Source organism: Pandoraea horticolens, assembly GCF_902459555.1.
Classification (GTDB): Bacteria; Pseudomonadota; Gammaproteobacteria; order Burkholderiales; family Burkholderiaceae; genus Pandoraea; species Pandoraea horticolens.
Window position 1 is genome coordinate 267,513 of sequence record NZ_CABPSM010000005.1, and the last position, 22,095, is coordinate 289,607.

The following is a 22,095-nucleotide window of genomic DNA, read 5'->3' on the forward strand; positions in this document are numbered from 1 at the left end:
GACAGCCCACCATGACGACTCTGCTCGACGTCGAACATCTCACCCTCGACCTGCCGCCCAATGCAGATCGCCCGCAGGCACTGCGCGACGTCTCGTTCTCGCTCGCGCGCGGGGAGATTCTATGTATGGTCGGGGAAAGCGGTTCGGGGAAATCAATGACCGCCAGCGCCTTGCTCGGCTTGCTGCCTTCAGGTGTGCAAGTCAGCGCGGGGCGGATTGCATGGGAGGGCGAAGGCAATCTTCTGACACTGACCGAAGCCGAGCGCCGCTGCTGGCGCGGCGCGCGCATCGGCATGATCTTTCAGGAGCCGATGACCGCGCTCAATCCACTGCGCACCATCGGCGACCAGATCGCCGAAGTGTATCGCACGCACACCCGCCTGCCGGGCAGCGCCATTCGCGCCCGCACGCTGGAGTGGCTCGACGCCGTGCACATTGCATCGCCCTCGGAAGCCGCGAAGCGCTATCCGCACGAACTCTCCGGCGGTCAGCGTCAGCGCGCCATGATCGCGATGGCCCTCGCGCTGGAACCCGAACTCCTGATCGCAGACGAGCCGACCACAGCGCTCGATGTCACCACGCAGGCGCAGATTCTCACGCTCATCCGCGAGCTTCAGCAACGCAAGGACACTGGCGTACTGTTCATTACGCACGACTTCGGTGTGGTGGCGGAAATCGCCGATCGCGTCGCGGTCATGCGGCATGGCGAGATCGTCGAGCAAGGCGCCGCAGATGCCGTCCTCACGCACCCCTCCCATGTCTACACACGCGCCTTGATCGCGGCGGTGCCCGCGTTGCCATCCGCCTCGGGGCCGGTGAGCGCCGCCGCGACGAAGCGCGACGACGGCGCGCCACCCGTATTGCGCATCGAGCAGGTGCATAAGACTTACGCAAAGCATAGCTGGCTCGGCAAGAGGAAGCAGGCAGAGGCAGCGGCATTGCGCGATGTCAGTCTCGAAGTGGGCAATGGCAAGACATTGGGGATCGTCGGCGAAAGCGGTTCGGGAAAATCGACGCTGGCACGCTCGATTCTCCGGTTGATGACGCCCGACGCAGGTCGCATCCTCTATCGCGACACCGATCTGGCCTCGACTTCGCTCGACGCTGGCGCGCGTCGTACGGCGCTCGATATCCAGATGGTGTTTCAGGACCCGTTCAGTTCGCTCAATCCGCGTCGCCGGGTCGGAGACATCGTCACGCAGGGACCGATTGCGCGTGGCGAGCCGGCGCGCGTGGCGCACGAGCATGCGCTCGAACTGTTCGAACTCGTGGGCTTGAGCGCCGACGCGCTCGATCGCTTCCCCCATGAATTCTCGGGCGGCCAACGGCAGCGCATCGGGCTGGCACGTGCGCTGGCGATGCGTCCGAGAGTGCTGGTGGCGGATGAGCCGGTCTCTGCGCTCGACGTCTCGGTTCAGGCGCAGGTGCTGCGGCTGCTCGCCCGTCTGAAGGCAGAGCTGGGATTGTCGATGATCTTCATCACGCACGATTTGCGCATCGCAGCGCAGTTGTGCGACTCGCTCGCCGTCATGAAGTCGGGCAGCGTGGTCGAATACGGCGACACTGCGGCGATTTTCCGCGCGCCGTCGCATCCCTATACGCGCACCCTGCTCGACGCCATTCCGGGCCGCCGCCGGGAACAAAGCGCACAGGCGGGTGTGCGCTCCGTCGCATAAAACGAACAGGGCGAACGTGCGCCCTGTCTATCGGCGCAGATCGGCAATCGAAAAGTACGGTAGCCAGGTGCCCGATGTCGAGAGACTGGCGAAGACCTGTTCCTTGGTCTGCTGAAGAAAGGTCTCGATATGCTGCCGCGCGAGCGCTTCCGCGCGGGCGGCGTCGCCCGTCACGAAGGCCGAGATGATGGCCCTGTGATCGTGCTCGATACGCGGGCGGATGCCCTGCACGCCGAAGCCGAGCGAGACAAGGCGCGCCATGTCGTCCATCAGTGCGGCCAGCATGCGATAGAGCCGCGCATTTCCGCTCGCGGCGGCAATCGTCAGATGAAACTTCCGGTTGGTGTGCAGAAACCACTCGATCTGATGACCGATGGGTTCATGAACGTGAGGCGCCTCGCACGCGTCGTCCAGACGCTGGAGCAATTCGGTGTCCACGTTGCCGCAGGCGAGTCTTGCCGCCATCGGTTCGAGCTGTGCGCGCAAGGTGAAGATTTCTTCGACGTCGGCCAGCGTGATCGGCGAGATGCGATAGCCCTGTCGCGGAATCGCGCGCGCAAACCCCTCATGGACCAGCCTCACGAGCGCCACGCGGCAACTCGTGCGCGCTATGTCGTAACGACGCATCAACTCGGCCTCGCTCACGATAGCGCCCGGCATGATTACGCAGGTCAACACGTCATGCCGAATGCGTTCGTAAGCGTCGTCGCCGCGTGCTATCGCTGCGGCGTCATCGGTGTCGCGTGAGGCAGAGCGCATGGTATTAGTACCCTCGCAGGGCGTCGTAGACGAATGGCAGCGGCGCGCCGCGCAGATGCGCCCCCAACACGTCGGCCACCTGACGTGCCCGCGCCGCATACGACGCGCTCGACGCGACGTGAGGGGTGACGAGAATTTTCGGATGGCGCCGCAGCGCGTCGTCGGGCGGCAGCGGTTCGATGTCGAACACGTCGACGACGGCCGAGCGCAAACGGCCGCTGTCGAGCGCGTCGACCAGCGCCTGCCGGTCGAGATGAGCCCCGCGCCCCACCTGAATCAGGCTTGCGCCAGCCGGCAGACGTGCGAACAGCTTGCGCCCGAGAATGCCTCGCGTCGCGAGCGTGTCGGGCAGCAGATTGACGAGAATATCGGTCTCGGCGAGCAAGGCGTCGAGTTGCGCCTGCCCGGCGAACACCCGCACATCGGCGAGCGCCTTCGGCGTACGCGCCCAGCCGCTTACCCGAAAACCATTGGCGTGCAGACGGGTGGCGACGGCACGCCCGAGCTCTCCCAGACCGAGCACGCTCACGCGCGTATCGCGAGCGAGGCGTCCGGTCAGCTCGTTGGCCCATCGACCGTCTCGCTGCGCGGCAACGATGGCCGGCATGTCGCGCACGGCGGCCAGCGCCGCGAACGTCACGAAGTCGCTCATGCGCTCGCGCGTCTCCTGCGTCACCATCCGGACGATGGGGACGTCCGCCGGTAAAGCCGGGTCCGCAAGAATATGGTCGACGCCGGCGGCAGCGCTCAGAATCAGGCGCAGACGCGGGTAGTGCGCAAGACGGCCATGCTCGGGCTGATAGACCAGCGCATACTTCACGCAGCGCGCGTCGACGAACGGATCGTCCCATCCATACACGCGCAGGCCAGGCATCAGCCGCGCGAAATGGTGCTGCCATTCGGTCAGTGCGGCAGCGCCGCCCGACTTGATCAATAACGTATCGCCTTGCATGACCTGGGAAGGGGGCGCCTCACGAAAGGCGCGAGGCTTTGAGATAGTGCGGCCCCTCATCGTACCGGCCACCCGGTTCGCGCCTAAGCATTTCTTATCGAAATGCTTATGAATGCACCACAGAAATGCACACGACGTTCGCGCATAAGCCGACCGGCCCGCACGCGCTGTCGTATATCCAAAAATATTTTTGCGGTTTTCGAGGTCTTGGCCCGGCGATTGAAACGCCCCGGACAGTCGCGCAATCCACCGCCCGGCGGGCACCATCACCATGGTGCGACGCAACAATCGACGCGTTTGTTTCAATATTTACAATAATCAATCCGGTATGCGGGCATTGTCTGCCCCCGCCGACACCCGCTATAGTGGCGCCGCCCCCACGACGCGATAGTGGCTTAGTCATTCATGTGTGAAATGCATATGAGGCAAACGCGACGCCGCGTCATGTTGCAAACGCAGTTATCAATGCGATACCCCATCGCCAGTACAAATGAGAGACACAGCTACAGCCGAAGCCACCATGGCCACCCAGCCGCCCTCCCCGGAAGAAGTCCGCAAACGCGTGTTCGCGATTGTCGCGGCGTCGTCGGGCAATCTGGTCGAGTGGTTCGACTTTTACATCTATGCGTTCTGTGCGATCTATTTCGCGCCAGCATTCTTCCCGAGTTCCGATCCCACCGCGCAGTTGCTCAATACGGCGGGGGTATTCGCGGCCGGCTTCCTGATGCGACCTATCGGCGGCTGGATTTTCGGCCGGATCGCCGACCGCAACGGCCGTAAGAACTCGATGGTCATCTCGGTGATGATGATGTGCTTCGGCTCGCTGCTGATCGCGGCACTTCCGACGTACGCCAGCATCGGCAACTGGGCTCCGGCGCTGCTGCTGCTCGCGCGTCTGCTGCAGGGCCTGTCGGTCGGCGGCGAGTACGGCACCACGGCAACGTACATGAGTGAAGTCGCGCTCAAGGGCCGTCGCGGCTTCTTCTCGTCGTTCCAGTACGTGACGCTCATCGGCGGTCAGCTCCTCGCCGTGCTCGTGGTCGTGGTTCTCCAGCAACTGCTCGATGAGGCCGAACTCAAGGCCTGGGGCTGGCGCATTCCGTTCGTGGTCGGTGCGATCACGGCAGTGGTGGCCCTGATGCTGCGTCGTACGCTGCATGAGACATCGACGAGCGCGAGCCGCAACAATCGCGACGCCGGCTCGATTGCCGGGCTGTTCCGCCATCACAAGGCTGCGTTCTTCACGGTGCTGGGCTACACCGCTGGCGGTTCGCTGATTTTCTACACTTTCACCACCTACATGCAGAAGTATCTGGTGAACACGGCCGGCATGCCGATCAAGACGGCCAGCTACATCATGACGGGTTGCCTGTTCGTCTACATGTGCATGCAGCCGATCTTCGGCATCCTGTCCGACAAGATTGGCCGACGCAACAACATGCTGCTCTTCGGCGCACTCGGCGCGATTGCCACGGTGCCTATCCTCACGACGCTCAAGACGGTGCAGAGCCCGACCGCAGCGTTTCTCCTGATCTGTCTGGCGCTCGCCATCGTGAGCTTCTATACGTCGATCAGCGGCATCGTGAAGGCGGAGATGTTCCCGATCGAAGTGCGTGCGCTGGGGGTTGGGCTGGCCTACGCGGTGGCCAACGCCATCTTCGGCGGTTCGGCCGAATATGTGGCGCTCGGCCTCAAGAAGGCCTGCATGGAGCCGACGTTCTACTGGTACGTGACCGGCATGATGATCGTGGCGTTCCTCGTGAGCCTGCGACTGCCGCGTCAGGCGAAGTACCTGCATCACGAGCATTGATCCCGATGGTCGGGGCGAGCGCCGCAGCGCCTCGCCTCTACCATCTTCGTCATCTTCGCTTCACCTCGCACGGGCACGCCCCACCGCCCGCGCGACGGCCCAGCTCTACCTCCTTCCCTTACCGTCTCACCAGCGCAAGCGGCTTCGTCGCTTAGAATCGCTTGACCCTCACGTTACGTGAGGCATCAGCCTTGTCACACGCCAGAAGATCACGGGAGTTTCCATGCGGCTCAAAGTCGGTGAATTAGCCAAACGCAGCGGCCTGACGGTGCGCACGCTTCACCACTACGACACGCTTGGGCTGCTCACGCCTTCGGCGCGCTCCGATGCCGGTTATCGACTCTACGAGCGCAGCGACATCGCCCGTCTGCACCAGATTCAGGCATTGCGCCGCTTCGGCATGTCGCTCTCCGACATCGGTCAATGGCTGGCCAACCGGAACGTCTCGCTCGACACGCTGATCGCTCGGCAGATCGACATGCTCACACGGCAGATCGAAGACGCGAGCCGTCTGCGCGAGCGCCTCGTGCGGCTGCAAACGCAGTTGTCTTCAGGCGAGGCCCCGGAATTGGCCGAATGGCTGACAACGCTGGAGTTGATGAACATGTACGACAAATATTTCTCGCAAGACGAACTCGCCCGCTTCCCGCTGTACCAGAACAAGCAGGCGCACGAATCCGACTGGCCGGCCATCGTGGCGGAAGTCAAAGGGCTGATGACACGCGGCGAGCCGTCGACGGGCGAGGCCGCCCAAGCGGTCTCGCGCCGGTGGATGATGTTGATCGTGCGCGACACGGCCGGCGACGCGCGTCTGCTCGCCAAGCTCAACGCGATGCACGAGAGCGAACCGTCAGTGCAGTCGCAGACGGGCATCACGAAGGACCTGATGCGGTACGTCAAGGAAGCCTTCGCGCAGACCAAGCTGACGATTTACCGGAAGTATCTCAACGACGACGAATTCCGCTTCATGGAAGCGAACTACCTGACGTACACGGATGAATGGCCGGTGCTCATCGGCGCACTACGCGAGCACCTCGAAACCGGCACGCCCCCCGATACGCCCGAGGTACAGACACTTGTGCGCCAATGGCTGACCTACTTCCGTTCCTATGCCGGAGACGATCCCGCCACGCACGCGAAGATTCGTGAGGCGCATATGCGTGAGCCGGAGTTGATGGCCGGCACGCTCGTCGACGCGCGTCTGATCGAATATGTGAAGCAGGGCATTGCCGTGATGATGCGCGGCTAAGGGGGCGCCAAGCGCCGTTGGGCGGACTCAGGCGTCGTCGCCCGACGCCTGACGCGCACGCTGCCAGATGGCATCGAGCACCGGATGCGGCTGATGCCGGCGCCGGTAGAGCGCGATATCGAAGCCGATCTGCCAGTCCTTGCCGCCCACGATGGCAAGCGTGCCGCGCGCGACATCGTCTGCCACGAGCCGTTGCGGCAGCCACGCGATACCGGCGCCGCGTCGCGCCATCGCCAGAATGGCTTCGTAAGAGTCGGCCTGATAGACGGGCTTGAGCGTGGGCCGGTTCTGCATCTCGGCCAGATGACGGGCGAGCACCGCGCGCAACGTCAACGTGCGGGTGAACGCCAGCCAGGGAATCGGCGACGGCCCGGCCGCCAGCCGATACTTCGCGCGGCCTTTGGCGTCGAGCGCACTCACCGGCACCAGTACCTCGCGCGCGACGCTCAGCCAGTCGTAGCGCTCCTGATCGATAAGCAACCGCGTGTGCGCGCTCGAATACACGATGAGCAGATCGGCCTCGCCGGCAGCCAGTCGCAGGATGGCCTCTTCCGCACCGCTCGTGGAAAGCGTGGCCGTGAAGAAGCCGATGCGCGAAACCGTCTCGTCATACCAGTCGGGAAAGAACGTGGCCGCCAGCGTGCGGCCGGTCGCGATCTTCAGATTGTTTTCGAGCGTGGGTGCGGCGTCCTGCAATTGCGTGCGAGCGCTGTGAAGAATGTCGAGCGCATTGGTGGCGGCGTCGAGAAACACCGTGCCGGCGGCGGTGAGTTCCAGCGGCTTGCTGCGCCCGACCAAGCGCGTGCCCACCCACGCTTCCAACGCACGGATGCGTCGGCCGAACGCCGGGTGCGTGACGAAACGGTTCTCCGCCGCGCGCGTAAAACTGCGCGTGCGTGCGAGTTCGACGAAGTCTTCAAGCCATCGCAGTTGCATGCCGTTTCCTCACTGCCTGTTCGCGCCCACTTCCCGCCCCCTTCGCGTCGTCTTCACGTCCCGACCGGACAGGCCGGTTCCTGTTGCGCTCAGGCCTTCGAGAGCGACTTAAGTGCGTGCTTGATACCGTCAGACACGCTTGTGCCGTCGGGCACGGACTTGACGGCGGCAAGGGCTTCCTTGTCGGAGTAACCCAACGCGAGCAACGCATTGACGACGTCGCTCTTGTGATCGTGCGGCGTGGCCGTGCCGGGCACCGTGCCCAGTTGCGCGCCCAGCTTGCCCTTGAGTTCGAGAAGCAGCCGTTCGGCCGTCTTCTTGCCGATGCCGGGAATCTTGGTCAGACGCCCCGACTCCTGCAACGTGACCGCCTGCGCGATGTCCGCGACGCTCATGCCCGAGAGAATGGCAAGCGCCGTACGTGCGCCGACGCCGGAAATCTTGAGCAGTTCGCGGAAAGTGTTGCGCTCGTCCGGCGAGCCAAAGCCGAAGAGCAGTTGCGCGTCTTCGCGCACGATGAATTGCGTGAGCAGCGTCACGCGCTCCCCCAGGTTCGGCAGGTTGAAGAACGTGCTCATCGGCACCGAGATTTCATACCCCACCCCCTGGCAGTCGACCAGAATGTGCGGCGGATTTTTTTCCAGCAAGGTGCCTGAGATGCGGCCGATCATTGATGCCCCGAGAGAGTGACTTCGACAGGCGGCAAGTGTAGCAAACGGCAGCCCCGCACCGGTGCCGGAAAATTCACCCTTCGCCGACGATGCCCGCAATCGCATCGCCGGTCGAGCGCGTCGCCGCGCTGCGCAGGCATTCGAGCGCGGCCGCCACCGCCGCACGATTCGCGCCGTCGTCGCGCCAGTACATCGAGATCGCGCCGAACCCGGCAAGTCGCAACGGCACGATGCGCAACGCGCCGAGCGCCTGCAAGCGGCTCGCCGTACGATGCGACGCCAGACCGATCATGTCGCTGTTGTTGAGCAACGTGAGGTTGAGAATCGTGGAGTTCGATTCGACGGTGTCGTTCGGCAGCGGATACCCGGCCTCCGCAAGCGCCGTCTCCAGCGCGTTGCGAATCGGCGTGCCGCGCGGCCAGACCACCCAGCGATAACGCTGCATGTCGGGCCAGTCCACACGATCGAGCGAAAAGACCGGATGGCGTGCCCGCGCGACGAAATGCAGCGGCTCGAGATACAGCGCCTCGGCGCGGACATTGCGGTCCTGCAACTCCGGAGCAGAGCGCCCGACGACAATGTCGATCTCGCTATGCGCGAGCTGATTCATCAGCCGGTCCATCGTGTTTTCGATCACCCGCGCCTGCACGCGCGGCATGCGTTGCAGGAGCAGCAACACCGCCAGCGGCACCGTATCCGCCGACGACGCCCCCGACGTGCCGATCGCCACCAGTCCGCTGCCACCCTCGCGCATGGCGTCGAGATCGTCGCGCGCCGTGTCGAGCTGCGCTTCGATCCGCCGGGCATGTTCGATCAGGGCTTCCCCGTAGGCCGTTGGACGCAAACCGCGCGCCTGACGCTCGAACAGCGGCAGGCCAATATCGTCCTCCAGATCCTTGAGCCACTTCGACAAACCGGGCTGCGTCGTATTGAGTAACGCCGCGGACTGGCTCATGTTGCCGGTCTCCGCGAGGGTCAGCAGCATCTGCAGATTGCGCAGACGCAGGCGATGGGTCCAGTCCATGCGCAGTCTCCGGGCACCCCTCAGGTACCCTCAAGATCGTCCGAGCCATACGTTTTTTCGTATGGATCCGATGATTTATTCATTTCAAAGAATATGTCTCGCCGAGTATAACGCTATCCATAGACCCGCAAGCCCTCGCTGGCTGAGCTTGTCCGACAAGCTGACCGGGCTCCCTACCGACACGGAGACACGCATGTCCGAACGCGCCCCCAGCGCCAAGCGCGCTGCCTATTACGAGCACATCGGCCGCAATCACATGGCCCCACTGTGGGAATCGCTGCACAGCCTCGTGCCGCCACAGCCGCGCCCGCGCGTGGTACCCGCCATCTGGAAATACAACGAGGTGCGTCCGCTGGTAATGGAAGCGGGAAGTGTCATCAGCGCCGAAGAGGCCGTGCGCCGCGTGCTGATTCTGCAGAACCCGGGCACGCCGGGCTCGTCGAGCATCACCGGCTCGCTCTATGCCGGACTACAACTGATTCTGCCGGGCGAGATCGCGCCGAGCCATCGTCACACCCAGTCGGCCCTGCGCTTCATCGTGGAAGGCCGCGGCGCGTGGACAGCGGTGAACGGCGAGCGCACCACCATGCATCCGGGCGACTTCATCATCACCCCGTCATGGACGTGGCACGACCACGGCAACCCGGCGGACGGCGAGCCGGTCGTATGGCTCGACGGCCTCGACATCCCGCTCGTGCAGTACTTTGATGCCGGCTTTGCCGAGAACTACCCCGAAGCGCAGCAGCCGGTGCAGCGCCCCGAGGGCGACAGCTTTGCGCGCTACGGGTTCAACATGCTGCCGGTGCACCACAAGGTGAGCGATCCGACCTCGCCGATCTTCAGCTACCCGTACGCCCGCTCGCGCGAAGCGCTCGACACGCTGTATCGCAACGGCGAACTCGACCCGTGGGACGGCATCAAGCTGCGCTACGTCAACCCGGCGACCGGCGGCTGGCCGATGCCGACGATGGCGACGTTCATGCAATACCTGCCCGCCGGCTTCCAGGGCAAGACCTATCGCAGCACCGATGCGACGGTCTTCTCGGTGGTCGAAGGTCGCGGCACGGTGCGCATTGGCGACGAGGTGTTCCAGTTCGAACCGCGCGATCATTTCGTCGTGCCGTCATGGGCACCGGTGCAACTCGCCGCGCTCGAAGACGCCGTGCTGTTCAGCTACTCGGATCGCCCGGTACTCGCCGCCCTGAACCTGCTGCGCGAATCGCGCACCTGAGCCGGGCACGAACGCCGCCCCCCCCTACACCGGCTACGTGCCTCGGGCGTCTGCCTGACCCGCGCACGTTGCCACCGTCTTTACCTTAATTCGTCGAGTCAAACACCATGTCCTTCGTCTTCGCCCCGCCCGCCACCGTCGCCATTCCGGTCGTCGGCAGCAACAATCAGTTCGCCGTGCGACGTGTGTACTGCGTTGGCCGCAACTACGCTGCCCACGCCCGTGAAATGGGCTTCGATCCCGACCGCGAACCGCCGTTCTTCTTCTGCAAACCGGCCGATGCCGTGCTGCCAGTGGCCTACGGCGAAACGCTCGAGCTGAAGTACCCGTCCCAGACGTCGAACTATCACTACGAAGCCGAGCTGGTCGCCGTCATCGGCAAGGCCGGGTCGGACATTCCGCTCGATCAGGCGCTCGAACACGTATGGGGCTACGCCGTGGGTCTCGACATGACGCGTCGCGATCTGCAAATGAAGATGCGTGAAATGGGACGTCCGTGGGAAATCGGCAAGGCGTTCGACGCCTCGGCCCCCATCGGCCCGATCCATCCGGTGTCGAGCGTCGGTCAGATCGAGAAGGCCGGCATCTCGCTCACGGTCGACGGCGTGCAGAAGCAGAAGAGCGACATCGCGCATCTGATCTGGTCAGTGGCCGAGACGGTCTCGTATCTGTCGCAGTTCTTCCGTCTTGAGCCAGGCGATCTCATCTACACCGGCACCCCCGAGGGCGTGGGTCCGGTCAAGGCGGGCGAGACGATGGTCACGGCCGTCGAAGGGCTCGGCGAGATCACGGTGCGCGTGGTCTGAGGCATCGTCATGCAGCTCTATAGCTTTTTCAATAGCTCGACGTCGTATCGCGTGCGCATCGCGCTCGCCCTCAAGGGGCTGACGTTCGACACGATTCCCGTGAACATCCGCGCCGGCGAGCATCGCACCGACGCGTATGTCGACGACGTCAATCCGTCGGCCGCCGTGCCTGCCATCGTGGATGGCGGCGTTGCGCTGGGCCAGTCCATCGCCATCATCGACTATCTCGACGCGAAGTATCCCGAACCGCGTCTGGTGCCGCAGGACCTGGAAGCCCGCGCCCGCGTGCTCGAACTGTCGATGCTCATCAGTTGCGATATCCACCCGGTGAACAATCTGCGCGTCCTGAAGTATCTGCAAGGTACGTTGGGCCTTACCCCAGAACAGAAAGATGCGTGGTACCGCCACTGGATCGACGAAGGCATGGCCGGTGTGGAGCGGCTGCTCGCCAAACACGGTCACGGCAGCTGGTGCTTCGGCGACGCGCCGACGCTTGCCGACATCTGTCTGGTTCCGCAGATCACCAATGCCCAACGCATGGGGTGCGACATGTCGGCATATCCGCGCGCGATGGCGGTGCTCGCACTGGCGAAAACGCATCCGGCATTCCTCGCAGCCGCCCCCAACCGACAGCCGGATTACACGGCGTAATTGATATCCGGAACGGCTGGAAGGGCCGCAGGAGACAACCATGAGTCAAACCTCTCAACCCAAAGCCCTCGTCGTTGGCGGCGGCATCGGCGGCCTTGCCGCAGCGCTCGCGCTCGCCAACCGGGGTGTGCGCATCGAACTGCTGGAGCAGGCCGAGACCATCGGCGAGATCGGTGCGGGCATTCAACTCGCGGCCAACGCTTTTGCGGCGCTCGATGCCCTCGGCGTCGGCGAAGCGGCGCGCGGCCGCTCGGTCTTTACCGACCACATCACGCTGCGCGACGCCATCGACCGCAGCATCATCGCGCAAGTCGACGTCGGTGCGCCGTATCGCGAGCGCTTCGGCAATCCGTATGCCGTGATCCACCGCGCCGATATTCATCTCTCGATTCTCGAAGCGGTACAGCGCAATCCGCTGATCCGGTTCCGAACCGCAACGCGCGTCGTGTCGCTGGCGCAGGACGACAAAGGTGTGACCGTCGTCGACCAGCATGGCGAGCGCCACACGGCCGACGCAGTGATCGGCTGCGACGGCGTGAAGTCTGCCGTGCGTGCCGCCCTGATCGGCGACGAACCGCGTGTGACCGGGCACGTGGTGTATCGCGCGGTGGTCGACGTCGAGAACATGCCGGCGGACTTGCAGGTCAACGCACCGGTCGTCTGGGCGGGACCGAACTGCCACCTCGTGCATTACCCATTGCGCGGCGGCAAGCAGTACAACCTCGTGGTGACGTTCCACAGCCGCGAGCAGGAAGTCTGGGGCGTGCGCGACGGCAGCAAAGAGGAAGTGCTGTCGTACTTCGAAGGCATCGATGCGCTGCCGCACCAGATGCTCGACCGTCCCACGTCGTGGCGACGCTGGGCCACCGCCGACCGCGACCCGGTCGCGCAGTGGAGCTTCGGTCGCGCCACGATCCTTGGCGACGCGGCGCATCCGATGACGCAATACATCGCGCAAGGGGCCTGTCAGGCGCTGGAAGATGCGGTCACGCTCGGTGCCGCGTACGCCGCCGCGAATGGCGATTTCGCCGATGCCTTCCGCCGCTACGAATACGCGCGTATTCCCCGCACTGCCCGTGTGCTGTACGGCGCGCGCGACATGGGGCGCGTGTATCACGCGAAGGGCGTGGATCGCTGGGTGCGCAACTCGCTGTGGAAAGGCCGCACGCAACCACAGTTCTACGACGCCCTGCAGTGGTTGCACGGCTGGCGCGCAGAGAACTGCCTGTCGCAAACCCCTTGGCTTGCCGGCGAATAAGCCCGGACGGCACCGCGCGGCATCGCAATATCCGCTGTCCACTGTCCACGGTCATGAGTGAGGCAATCCCGCAGCGCAACGGCCGTACGCCGCCGCGCTGCACACCGTCGCGTCGCCTATGACGAACGACGGATTTTGACAGCACGCATAACAACAATCACCGCAATGCGCTCTGGCGACGCGGGACCTGCCCGCAACGCCGCTTCTGGCACCTTAGAGGAGACAACCTATGCCAGCCACCCCCATCAACGTAACGGCGTTCATCGACCGGCATCGCATCTCGCCGTTTCAGGTGACGATCGTCGTCCTGTGCTTTCTGATCGTCGCGATCGACGGCTTCGACACGGCCGCCATCGGCTTCATCGCGCCTGCGATCCGGGCCGAATGGTCGCTGACGCCGGCACATCTCGCGCCGCTCTTCGGTGCGGGACTGGCGGGCCTGATGGCCGGCGCCTTCCTGTTCGGGCCGCTCGCCGACAAGTTCGGCCGCAAGACGATCCTGATCTTCTCCGTGCTGTTCTTCGGCGTGGCCAGTCTGGCGTCGGCGTGGTCGATGGAGCTGTGGCAACTGATCGCCCTGCGCTTTTTGACCGGCCTCGGTCTGGGCGGCGCGATGCCCAACGCCATCACGCTGACGTCGGAATACTGCCCCGACTCGCGCCGCTCTTTCCTCGTGACGACTATGTTCTGCGGCTTCACGCTCGGCTCGGCGCTGGGCGGTCTCGCGTCGGCCGGATTGATCGAAGCCTTCGGCTGGCGCTCCGTGCTGGTCGTGGGCGGGGTGATGCCGCTCGTGCTCGGCGTGATCCTGATTCGTGCGTTGCCGGAATCGGTGCGCTACCTCGTGATGGCGGGCAAATCGCCGGAACGTGTGGCGGCGTCGCTGCAACGCATTGCGCCGCATGAAGACCTGCGCGGCGCCACGTTCAATGTCGCGACGAAGGCGTCGGCCACGTCGCCCGTGGGGCATCTCTTCAAGCCGGAATTGCTGCGCGGCACGCTGCTCTTCTGGATCACGTTCTTCATGAGTCTGCTCGTGATCTATCTGCTTTCGAGCTGGCTGCCGACGCTGCTTCGCACCAACGGTCTGACGCTGCGCAGCGCCGCCATCGTCACGGCCATGTTCCAGGTAGGCGGCACGCTGGGCGCCATCGTGCTGGGTTGGCTGATGGACCGCTTCAATCCGCATTACGTGCTCGCCACCGCCTACGTGCTGGCCGGCGTTTGCGTGGCGGCCGTCGGGCCGCTTGCCAGTTCACCGGTACTCGCCTCCGTGGCGGTGTTCTGGGCGGGCTTCTGCGTGTCGGGCGGTCAGGTCGGTGCGAATGCGCTGTCCGCCGAGTTCTACCCGACGGACTGCCGCGCGACAGGCGTGAGCTGGGCCAACGGTGTCGGCCGTCTCGGTTCGGTCGTCGGCTCGGTCGGCGGTGCATCGATGCTTGCCATGGGCTGGTCGATGCCCGCCCTGTTCGCCACTATCGGCGTGCCCGCCGTGCTCGCCGGTCTGACGATGCTCACGCTCGGCCGTTTGCGTCATCGGCAGGCGGCGATGGCGGTGCGTGCCGCGGCCTGAGTGTTTCGCCACTCGTAACGACCGCGGCAGGTCGAACGGGCGCCATTCGCGTTGCGCGATGGCGCCCGTTCGCTTTTGGGGCGAGGGTTTGCCGCCGAAGGCGCGCGGCCACGTGTTGCACCGCGCAAAGCGTCGCGGATAGGAATAAAGTGTCGGCTGACGGCGAAGTCGAAGTGCCTTAAGGGCACCCGCGTCATCCCGACGCCGCGCCGCGAATCCAACTTCCCCTCCGGAGATTGAAGGTGTCGCTGCCCCCACTGCTGGTCGTTATCCCGATGCATCCCGAGCAGTTGTCCGAACTGCAAGCGCAGTTCGACGTGATCTACCGTCCGAGCCATCACCCTGTGCCGGAAGGCTGGGGCCCCGAAGGCGAGCGAGCGCGCTTCGTCCTCACGAATGGCGGGCGGGGTCTGAATGCTGCCGAACTGGCGCATCTGCCCAAGGTTGAACTGGTCAGTGCGCTGGGCGCCGGCTATGAGAATCTGGATCTCGCCACGATCCGTTCGCGCAACATTGTGGCCGTAAACGGGGCCGGCGCCAATGCGCCGACGGTCGCCGATCAGGGCTTCGCGCTGCTGCTCGCCGCTGTGCGTCGCATTCCGGAGTACGACGCGGCTTGCCGCAAAGGTGTGTGGCGCGACGCGCTGCCCATGCAGCCCGGCGTATCGGGTAAGAAGCTGGGCATCGTCGGGCTGGGCGCCGTCGGCCGTCAGTTCGCCAAGCGCGGCGAGGGCTTCGACATGCAGATCGGCTACCGGAACCGCCATCGTCGCGACGATTTGCCTGCGCACTACCAATTCTTCGACAGCGTGCTGGCGCTGGCCGAGTGGGCCGACTATCTCGTCGTCACGGCGCCGGGCGGTGCAGAGTCGTATCACCTCGTGAATGCCGATGTGCTGCGCGCACTCGGCAAGCACGGCTTTCTCGTCAACATGGGACGCGGCAGTATCGTCGACACCGCCGCCCTGGCCGACGCATTGCGCAATGGCACCATCGCCGGTGCCGGGCTTGACGTGTACGAGGGCGAACCGTCACCGCCTGCGGCGCTGATCGACTTGCAGAACGTAGTGCTGAGCCCGCACGTGGCCGGGCGCTCGCCCGAGGCCGAAGCCGCCACGCTCGCCATGTTCCTCGAAAATACGCGCCGCTATCAGGCAGGAGAACCGCTGCTCACGCCGCTGTGATTGGCGAGATGCCTCAGTGATTGTCCAGCCCATCGATGCTGCGCTCGGGCGACGACGTCAGCGTGACGCCGTCATTGACGGGCTCGAACTCGATGCTGCTCTTGGCGCTAGCCGTGGTGAAGGCTGTCTCGCATGTCGGACACCTCACTTCGGCATCCGAATGGAGATAGTCATAGAGCGCCTGAACGGTCGGCTGACTCGCCGCAACGGAGAAACGGGCCTTACAGGTAGGGCAAACGACGAAACCAGTGTGGATCGACAGCATGGTGGGCCTCCCGTCGGCAATGTGACCGATTCTACCGCCAGTCGGTTCGTCTCGGGCCAGCGCGCGTGGCATCGCCTCCGGGGCAACGATCCGACGCCTGTGCCGGCGATGGCCGGTCGTTCGCAGCCACCGCGTCGTTCCATCAAGGAAACCTTACGAAAGCGGGCAGTGCATTGAGAAAATCAATGTGGCGGAACCGGCCGGCGGCCCGATCGATCGCACCGACATGGGCGGCAACCGGGGCGACAACGTGCAGCCCAGGCCACCTATACTGACAGCTCGGCTCACGTCTTTCGCGTCACCGGCGAATCCTGCACTGGGAGCACATATGGCTCGCGCGATCTGGAAGGGCGTCATCGGTTTCGGACTGGTCAACGTGCACGGCTACGAGTACGAGAAAGGAAATTACGTCGTGCTGAGTGACGACGAGATTCGTTCGGCAAATCCGGTGGCTACGCAGACCGTCGACATTCTGGCACTCATCGATCGGAAGGTCGCCTCGGGACAGACCCGCGAAGTCGCGCAAATCGAAGCGAGCGCGCCCAGGTTATCGAGCAACGGCAACGTCACGGACCTGATGGCGCTGCTCAAGCAAAATCCCGGCACGAGGGGCAAACGGGAGGCCGTCGCCGCCCAAGCGCACAAGGTGAAAACGAAGGCGTCCGGCAGCGCTCAATCGGAAAAGGCCGTGGCAAAATCCGCGAACCGCAAACCCGGACGGAAGACGGCAGCAAAGAAGACATCGGCCAAACGCGCCAAATCCGGATAACGACGATCATGCCCAAGCGAGACGTGACTGCTACGAAAACCACGCGACGCCGGGAATCTCGCGACTCGCTGGCCACCTACCACGCCAAACGCAACTTCACATCGACGCCTGAGCCGCGCGGCGAACCCGCGTCGCAAGGCAAGGCGTTGCGATACGTCGTTCAACGTCACGACGCGAGTCATCTCCACTACGACTTCCGGCTCGAACTCGACGGCACGTTGAAGTCGTGGGCATTGCCGAAGCAGCCGAGTCCCGACGTCAGCCGTCCTCGTCTTGCCGTTCAGGTCGAAGACCACCCGTTGGCCTATGCCGATTTCGAAGGCGACATTCCGGCCGGCAATTACGGCGCGGGGCACGTCGATATCTGGGACAGCGGTTCGTGGGAACCTGATGGCAACGCGCAACGCGACTATGCAAACGGCAAATTGTCGTTCACGTTGCATGGCGAACGACTGAACGGGCATTGGACACTCGTTCGCACCGATAAACCCGCTCGCCAGCCCCAGTGGCTGCTGATTCATCGGCACGGCGATAACGTAGTCGATAACGTGGCGTCGAACGCTGCCGGGAAGTCGACGGCTGCGCCGGTCACATTGCGACGATCGCCGGCGACACCGCCAGCCAGCATGCAACCGATGCTCGCGACCCTTGTCGATGCCGCGCCCGCTTCCGAGGGCTGGCATGCCGAGATCAAGCTCGATGGCTATCGCGTGCTCATTCGCGTTGCCGGCGACGACATTCGCGTCTTCACCCGTTCCGGGCAGGATTGGACGCATCGCTTTGGACCTGCCGTCGACGCGTTGCGCAAGCGAGGCTTGCCAAACGCATGGCTCGACGGCGAGGCCGTCGTGACCAATGGGCAGGGTCTGCCCGACTTTCAGGCGTTGCAGCGCGCGTTCGACGAGAACGCGCAGGACGCCATCCTCATCTACGTCTTCGACCTACCGTGGTGCAACGGCCGCGATTTGCGCGACTTGCCGCTGCGAGAGCGTCAGGCGACACTCGCCAGCCTTTTCAAAGGGCGCGAGCCGGATGCCGTCCGGGTTCTCCAGCCGGTCAGCGGCGATCTCGAATCGCTCTGGCACGGGGCCTGCGAAGCGGGTCTCGAAGGCATCATGATCAAGCGCGACGACTCGCCGTATATTGCCGGGCGCAGCGACGCGTGGCGCAAGCTCAAATGCTCGCAGCGTCAAGAATTCGTCGTGCTGGGGTTTACCGAGCCGTCCGGCTCGCGACAGGGTTTCGGGGCGCTGTTGCTCGGGTACTACGGTGACGACGGCAAGACGTTGCGCTACGCGGGGAAGGTCGGTACGGGTTTCGATGCAGATGCACTACAGCGTCTGCGAAAGCAATTCGATGCGCTCGAGACCGCGAAGCCACCGCTCTCGCCCACACCTCGACCGGGAGGCCCGGCCCCCGTGCACTGGCTTCACCCCACACTCGTCGCGGAAGTGCGATTCGCGGAGTGGACACGCGACGGCAATGTCCGCCAAGCCTCGTTTCTCGCGATGCGCCAAGACAAACCCGCGAAGGACATTCGGCGTGAAGTCCGTCGTACCGGGCCCGCTATCGTCAATTCCTACAAGGAGACGCCACCCATGCCGCGCACCGCTCAATCGAACGATGGAACGTCCGTGTTGCCGGTGAAGATCAGCCACGGCGAGCGCGTCATGGACACACATTCCGGCGTGACGAAAGCCGAACTGGCGGCGTATTACCACGCCGTGAGCCCGTGGATGCTCCCTCACCTCGCCGGACGACCGGTCGCGGTGTTGCGCGCGCCCGAAGGCATCGGTGGCGAGATGTTCTTTCAAAAGCACGCGGCGAAGACGATACAGGGCGTACGCGCGCTCGATGCGTCGCTCGATCCGGATCATGAGCCGCTCATGCAGATCGACGACGCGCGCGGCCTCACCGGCGCCGTGCAGATGGGGGCGGTGGAGTTCCACACATGGAATGCACGCAGCGATCTGATTGAACGCCCCGACCGGGTGATCTTCGATCTTGACCCCGGCAAGGGCGTAACGTTCGCGCGCATCGTCGAAGACGCGCAACTCATTCGCGACTTGCTGAAGGAACTTGGGCTGACAGCATTCGTGAAGACGAGCGGCGGCAAGGGACTGCATGTCGTAACCCCCTTGGCGCGGCGTCACGAGTGGGACGTCGCCAAGGGATTTGCAGAAGCGGTGGCCAGGCATATGGCGCGCGTGTTTCCGGAGCGCTTCACGGCAACGATGGGGGCGAAGCATCGCATCGGGAAGTGTTTCGTCGACTATCTGCGCAATTACCGGGGGGCGACGACGGTCTGCGCATACTCCGCCCGAGCCCGTGAAGGCATGGCCGTATCGATGCCGGTGCGCTGGGAGGAACTGTCCGATTTACCCGGCGCCGACGCGTGGAATGTGCGCAACGCCGTCGAACGGCTGAATACCTTGAAACAAGACCCTTGGGCCGACTACGAGAAGGCCTCGCAGCAGCAGGTGACGAAGGCGGTGCTGGATCGGTTCGGGGATTGAATCCGCGACCGGACCATGGCCAGCAGCGCATTGGTGCAAGCGCGCATCGATCCCGACGCTCACGATGCATGGGTCAGACAAAAGGTGCTGGAAGCGCTCGAAGATACGCGTCCTGCCGTTCCAAACCAAGACGTCGAATCCCATTTCGCAGCGCGTCGAGAAGCAACACGAAAACGCATCTCCAACAAAAGGTGAGACATGAGATTAGCGTGGTCCCAACATGCGTTCGGGTGCTTCACACTTTTCCAATGCCCAAACGTGGCCCGACAATTCGAGTACGAGGCCACGCCACTAGCTCCGTGTCACCCCTACATCCCCATCCTGCAACCAGCGGCGCTTGTCGCGCAGCGGGGCTTCGCCAAACACGCGCGCATATTCTCGGCTGAACTGCGACGCACTTTCGTACCCGACAGCCTGCGCCGCAGCCGCGACGGCGATGTCTGCCACGAAGATCAGCCGGCGTGCCTCCTGCAAACGCAATTGCTTTTGATACTGCACCGGGCTCATCGCCGTCACCAACTTGAAATGGTGATGCAGCGACGACACGCTCATGTGCACCTCCTGCGCCAACGCCTCCACTCGCAACGGCTGCGCATAGTGCTCGCGTAACCAGCGCACCGCGCGCGCGATGCGATTCATCTGGCTATCCTGCAATGCCATCTGGCGTAACAGCACGCCCTGCCCATTCATCAGCAAGCGGTACACGATCTCGCGCTTGATCATCGGCGCAAGAATCGGAATGTCGCGCGGCGTCTCCAGCAGGCGCAGCAAACGCAACACGGCGTCGAGCAGCGCAGCGTCCAGCCGGTTCACGTACAAGCCCCGGCCGCTCGCCGATGGGGCCGGCGGCGGCAGATGTTCGTCACCAATGAGCGACGTCACATCCTCAGCCGCCAGATTGAGCCGCAACCCGAGATACGGCGATTGCTCGCTCGCCCCCGACACCTGCGCCACCACCGGCAAATGCACCGACGACACCATGTAATGCATCGGATCGTAGGCGTAATGTGCTTCGCCGATCTGCAAGCGCTTTTCGCCTTGCGCGATGACGGCAAACGCCGGTTGCTGCATCGCTGGCTTCGGGCCGCCAGGATGCAGGATGCGATGCACGAAGAGGCCATCCACTGCCGTCGGCGTGGTGCCCTCCAGTGCGCGCGTGGCCCGCTCAAGCAGACCGACGAGTTCGTTGCGTGCGGTGAGCGACGGATCGTCGGCGAACTCGCTCTGCGCCGCCTCACGTGGCGAATTCTTGACCAGATGCATGAAAGTGCCCTCAATTCGGATCGGCCGGTATGCGCATCATGCGCGGCGATGTTGCACAGCATACGCCTGCGACAGGAACTTGCCTGATCCTCCGATCCCGAACAGGCACGATCAGGCACAAATCCCGGAGAATCCGGCAAAATCCAGACGTCCCGACCGGGCTATCGCACCGCCAAGCCAAGTGGGTCCGCCATCTTCCCGCCATGTTCGGCAACGCTTTCCAGCCGCCGATCGCCCCATTCCAGCGCATGACGCCGGCCGCGTGCAGAATCAGGCAGGAAATGTGCAGGAACAGGTACTGCTTGCCTGATGCCCCGCGACGCATAATGCATCCCATCCCGTGCACACCGTCTGCCCCCTGACGGTCACTTGCGACGGGCGGCAATTTCAACGGAGCGACGCAATGCGACAAAGGAAACTTGGCAACACCGGCCTTTTCGTCTCGGAACTATGCCTCGGCACGATGACCTTCGGCGGACAGGGCGACATGTGGAGCAAGATCGGCCAATTGCAGCAACACGATGTCGACACGCTCGTGGGCCGCGCACTCGACGCAGGCATCAACTTCATCGATACCGCCGACGTTTATTCGGAAGGTCAATCGGAAGTGCTCACCGGTCAGGCACTGCGCAATCTCAAAGTGCCGCGCGATAACGTCGTGGTCGCCACCAAGGTCTTCGGTGTGACGGGCGCACAAGGCACCAACTCGCGCGGTCTGTCGCGCTATCACATCATGGATGGCATCAAGGCCAGCCTCAAACGCCTGCAACTCGATCACATCGACCTGTATCAGGTGCACGGCTTCGATCCGGCCACGCCCATCGACGAAACCCTCAGCGCGCTCGACACACTGGTGCGTCAAGGGCACGTACGCTACATCGGTGTCTCGAACTGGGCCGCATGGCAGATCGCCAAGGCGCTTGGCATTTCGGCGCGTCTGAATCTCGCGAGCTTCGCCTCGCTCCAGGCGTACTACACCGTTGCCGGCCGCGATCTCGAACGCGAAATCGTGCCGATGCTACGCAGCGAAAACGTCGGTCTGATGGTGTGGAGCCCGCTCGCCGGCGGCCTGCTCTCGGGTAAGTACACGCGTGACGGTCAGACCGAAGCCGGCAGCCGCCGCCAGAGCTTCGACTTTCCGCCGGTCAACGTGGAGCGCGCTTACGACGTCATCGACGTCATGCGTGGCATCGCCGCCGAGAAGGGCGTGTCGGTAGCACAGATCGCGCTTGCCTGGTTGCTCGCCCAGCCGGTTGTCTCGGCAGTCATCATCGGTGCCAAACGCACCGACCAGCTCGACGACAACATCGCAGCCACACGCGTCACGCTGAACGCGCGCGAGCTGTCGGCCATCGATGCCGCCAGCGCACTGCCGAGCGAATATCCGGGCTGGATGCTCTCTCGCCAGGGCGACCCGCGCCGCGCGCAACTCGCCGAAGCCGGCCTGCTTTGATGCCCTATCCTTGTAGGTAGCGTTCAAACGCAGTCACGAAACACGGCGC

At 64.0% G+C, this 22,095-nt stretch carries 19 protein-coding genes and 1 pseudogene; 13 read left to right on the top strand and 7 right to left on the bottom strand.

Annotated features, from left to right (window positions below):
• Window positions 1-11: 11 nt before the first annotated feature.
• Complete coding sequence (locus PHO31112_RS11265; RefSeq protein WP_150620581.1) at window positions 12-1,676, top strand: ABC transporter ATP-binding protein; 1,665 nt, start codon at window positions 12-14, stop codon at window positions 1,674-1,676.
• Window positions 1,677-1,703: 27 nt separating this feature from the next.
• On the opposite strand, the gene PHO31112_RS11270 is transcribed toward PHO31112_RS11265, so the two are convergent.
• Entirely contained in the window at window positions 1,704-2,435 is a 732-nt protein-coding gene (locus PHO31112_RS11270; RefSeq protein ID WP_150620582.1) for a GntR family transcriptional regulator, read from the bottom strand.
• 4 nt (window positions 2,436-2,439) lie between these two features.
• On the bottom strand, window positions 2,440-3,387 hold the full coding sequence (locus tag PHO31112_RS11275; protein ID WP_150620583.1) for a 2-hydroxyacid dehydrogenase: 948 nt from the start codon (window positions 3,385-3,387) through the stop codon (window positions 2,440-2,442).
• A 520-nt stretch (window positions 3,388-3,907) separates the two neighbouring features.
• Here PHO31112_RS11275 and PHO31112_RS11280 point away from each other — a divergent pair.
• Window positions 3,908-5,197, top strand: coding sequence for an MFS family transporter (locus tag PHO31112_RS11280; protein WP_150620584.1), 1,290 nt, complete (start codon window positions 3,908-3,910; stop codon window positions 5,195-5,197).
• Window positions 5,198-5,420: 223 nt separating this feature from the next.
• Entirely contained in the window at window positions 5,421-6,446 is a 1,026-nt protein-coding gene (locus PHO31112_RS11285) for a MerR family transcriptional regulator (RefSeq protein ID WP_150620585.1), read from the top strand.
• Window positions 6,447-6,473: 27 nt separating this feature from the next.
• Here PHO31112_RS11285 and PHO31112_RS11290 read toward each other — a convergent pair whose 3' ends face one another.
• The 3 genes from PHO31112_RS11290 to PHO31112_RS11300 all read right to left on the bottom strand — a co-directional run bounded on the left by PHO31112_RS11290 (window position 6,474) and on the right by PHO31112_RS11300 (window position 9,077).
• Window positions 6,474-7,382 (bottom strand): LysR family transcriptional regulator, encoded by a 909-nt coding sequence (locus tag PHO31112_RS11290; protein WP_150620586.1) that lies wholly within the window; start codon window positions 7,380-7,382, stop codon window positions 6,474-6,476.
• A gap of 89 nt (window positions 7,383-7,471) precedes the next feature.
• Window positions 7,472-8,053, bottom strand: coding sequence for a Holliday junction branch migration protein RuvA (gene ruvA, locus PHO31112_RS11295; RefSeq protein ID WP_150583279.1), 582 nt, complete (start codon window positions 8,051-8,053; stop codon window positions 7,472-7,474).
• Window positions 8,054-8,126: 73 nt separating this feature from the next.
• The gene (locus tag PHO31112_RS11300; protein ID WP_150620587.1) at window positions 8,127-9,077 is read right to left on the bottom strand and encodes a LysR family transcriptional regulator; all 951 of its coding nucleotides are present in this window, start codon (window positions 9,075-9,077) and stop codon (window positions 8,127-8,129) included.
• A 193-nt stretch (window positions 9,078-9,270) separates the two neighbouring features.
• Between PHO31112_RS11300 and gtdA the strand changes: the two genes are divergently transcribed.
• The 6 genes from gtdA (at window position 9,271) to PHO31112_RS11330 (ending at window position 15,780) form a co-directional block, all read left to right on the top strand.
• Window positions 9,271-10,308: a gentisate 1,2-dioxygenase gene (gene gtdA / locus PHO31112_RS11305; RefSeq protein WP_150620588.1), complete on the top strand. Its 1,038-nt coding sequence runs from the start codon at window positions 9,271-9,273 to the stop codon at window positions 10,306-10,308.
• 107 nt (window positions 10,309-10,415) lie between these two features.
• Entirely contained in the window at window positions 10,416-11,114 is a 699-nt protein-coding gene (locus PHO31112_RS11310; protein ID WP_150620589.1) for a fumarylacetoacetate hydrolase family protein, read from the top strand.
• A 9-nt stretch (window positions 11,115-11,123) separates the two neighbouring features.
• The gene (gene maiA, locus PHO31112_RS11315) at window positions 11,124-11,765 is read left to right on the top strand and encodes a maleylacetoacetate isomerase (protein WP_150620590.1); all 642 of its coding nucleotides are present in this window, start codon (window positions 11,124-11,126) and stop codon (window positions 11,763-11,765) included.
• A 40-nt stretch (window positions 11,766-11,805) separates the two neighbouring features.
• The gene (locus PHO31112_RS11320) at window positions 11,806-13,023 is read left to right on the top strand and encodes a 3-hydroxybenzoate 6-monooxygenase (protein ID WP_150620591.1); all 1,218 of its coding nucleotides are present in this window, start codon (window positions 11,806-11,808) and stop codon (window positions 13,021-13,023) included.
• A 229-nt stretch (window positions 13,024-13,252) separates the two neighbouring features.
• A complete protein-coding gene (locus PHO31112_RS11325) occupies window positions 13,253-14,596 on the top strand; it encodes an MFS transporter (protein ID WP_150620592.1) in 1,344 nt (447 codons plus the stop codon).
• A 275-nt stretch (window positions 14,597-14,871) separates the two neighbouring features.
• Entirely contained in the window at window positions 14,872-15,780 is a 909-nt protein-coding gene (locus tag PHO31112_RS11330) for a 2-hydroxyacid dehydrogenase (RefSeq protein ID WP_150620660.1), read from the top strand.
• A gap of 13 nt (window positions 15,781-15,793) precedes the next feature.
• Here PHO31112_RS11330 and PHO31112_RS11335 read toward each other — a convergent pair whose 3' ends face one another.
• Window positions 15,794-16,045, bottom strand: a complete 252-nt coding sequence (locus PHO31112_RS11335) for an MJ0042-type zinc finger domain-containing protein (protein ID WP_174995682.1) — start codon at window positions 16,043-16,045, stop codon at window positions 15,794-15,796.
• 328 nt (window positions 16,046-16,373) lie between these two features.
• Between PHO31112_RS11335 and PHO31112_RS11340 the strand changes: the two are divergent.
• The 3 genes and pseudogenes from PHO31112_RS11340 to PHO31112_RS11350 all read left to right on the top strand — a co-directional run.
• Window positions 16,374-16,547, top strand: a pseudogene (locus PHO31112_RS11340) (non-homologous end joining protein Ku); the annotation flags it as partial.
• Between the two features lie 275 nt (window positions 16,548-16,822).
• Window positions 16,823-19,330 (top strand): DNA ligase D, encoded by a 2,508-nt coding sequence (gene ligD / locus PHO31112_RS11345; protein ID WP_150620594.1) that lies wholly within the window; start codon window positions 16,823-16,825, stop codon window positions 19,328-19,330.
• A 15-nt stretch (window positions 19,331-19,345) separates the two neighbouring features.
• On the top strand, window positions 19,346-19,525 hold the full coding sequence (locus tag PHO31112_RS11350; protein WP_150620595.1) for a hypothetical protein: 180 nt from the start codon (window positions 19,346-19,348) through the stop codon (window positions 19,523-19,525).
• A 96-nt stretch (window positions 19,526-19,621) separates the two neighbouring features.
• Here PHO31112_RS11350 and PHO31112_RS11355 read toward each other — a convergent pair whose 3' ends face one another.
• Window positions 19,622-20,593: an AraC family transcriptional regulator gene (locus tag PHO31112_RS11355; protein ID WP_246178037.1), complete on the bottom strand. Its 972-nt coding sequence runs from the start codon at window positions 20,591-20,593 to the stop codon at window positions 19,622-19,624.
• A 403-nt stretch (window positions 20,594-20,996) separates the two neighbouring features.
• Here PHO31112_RS11355 and PHO31112_RS11360 point away from each other — a divergent pair, with 403 nt between their 5' ends.
• The gene (locus PHO31112_RS11360; RefSeq protein WP_150620596.1) at window positions 20,997-22,046 is read left to right on the top strand and encodes an aldo/keto reductase; all 1,050 of its coding nucleotides are present in this window, start codon (window positions 20,997-20,999) and stop codon (window positions 22,044-22,046) included.
• The last annotated feature ends 49 nt before the right edge of the window (window positions 22,047-22,095 follow it).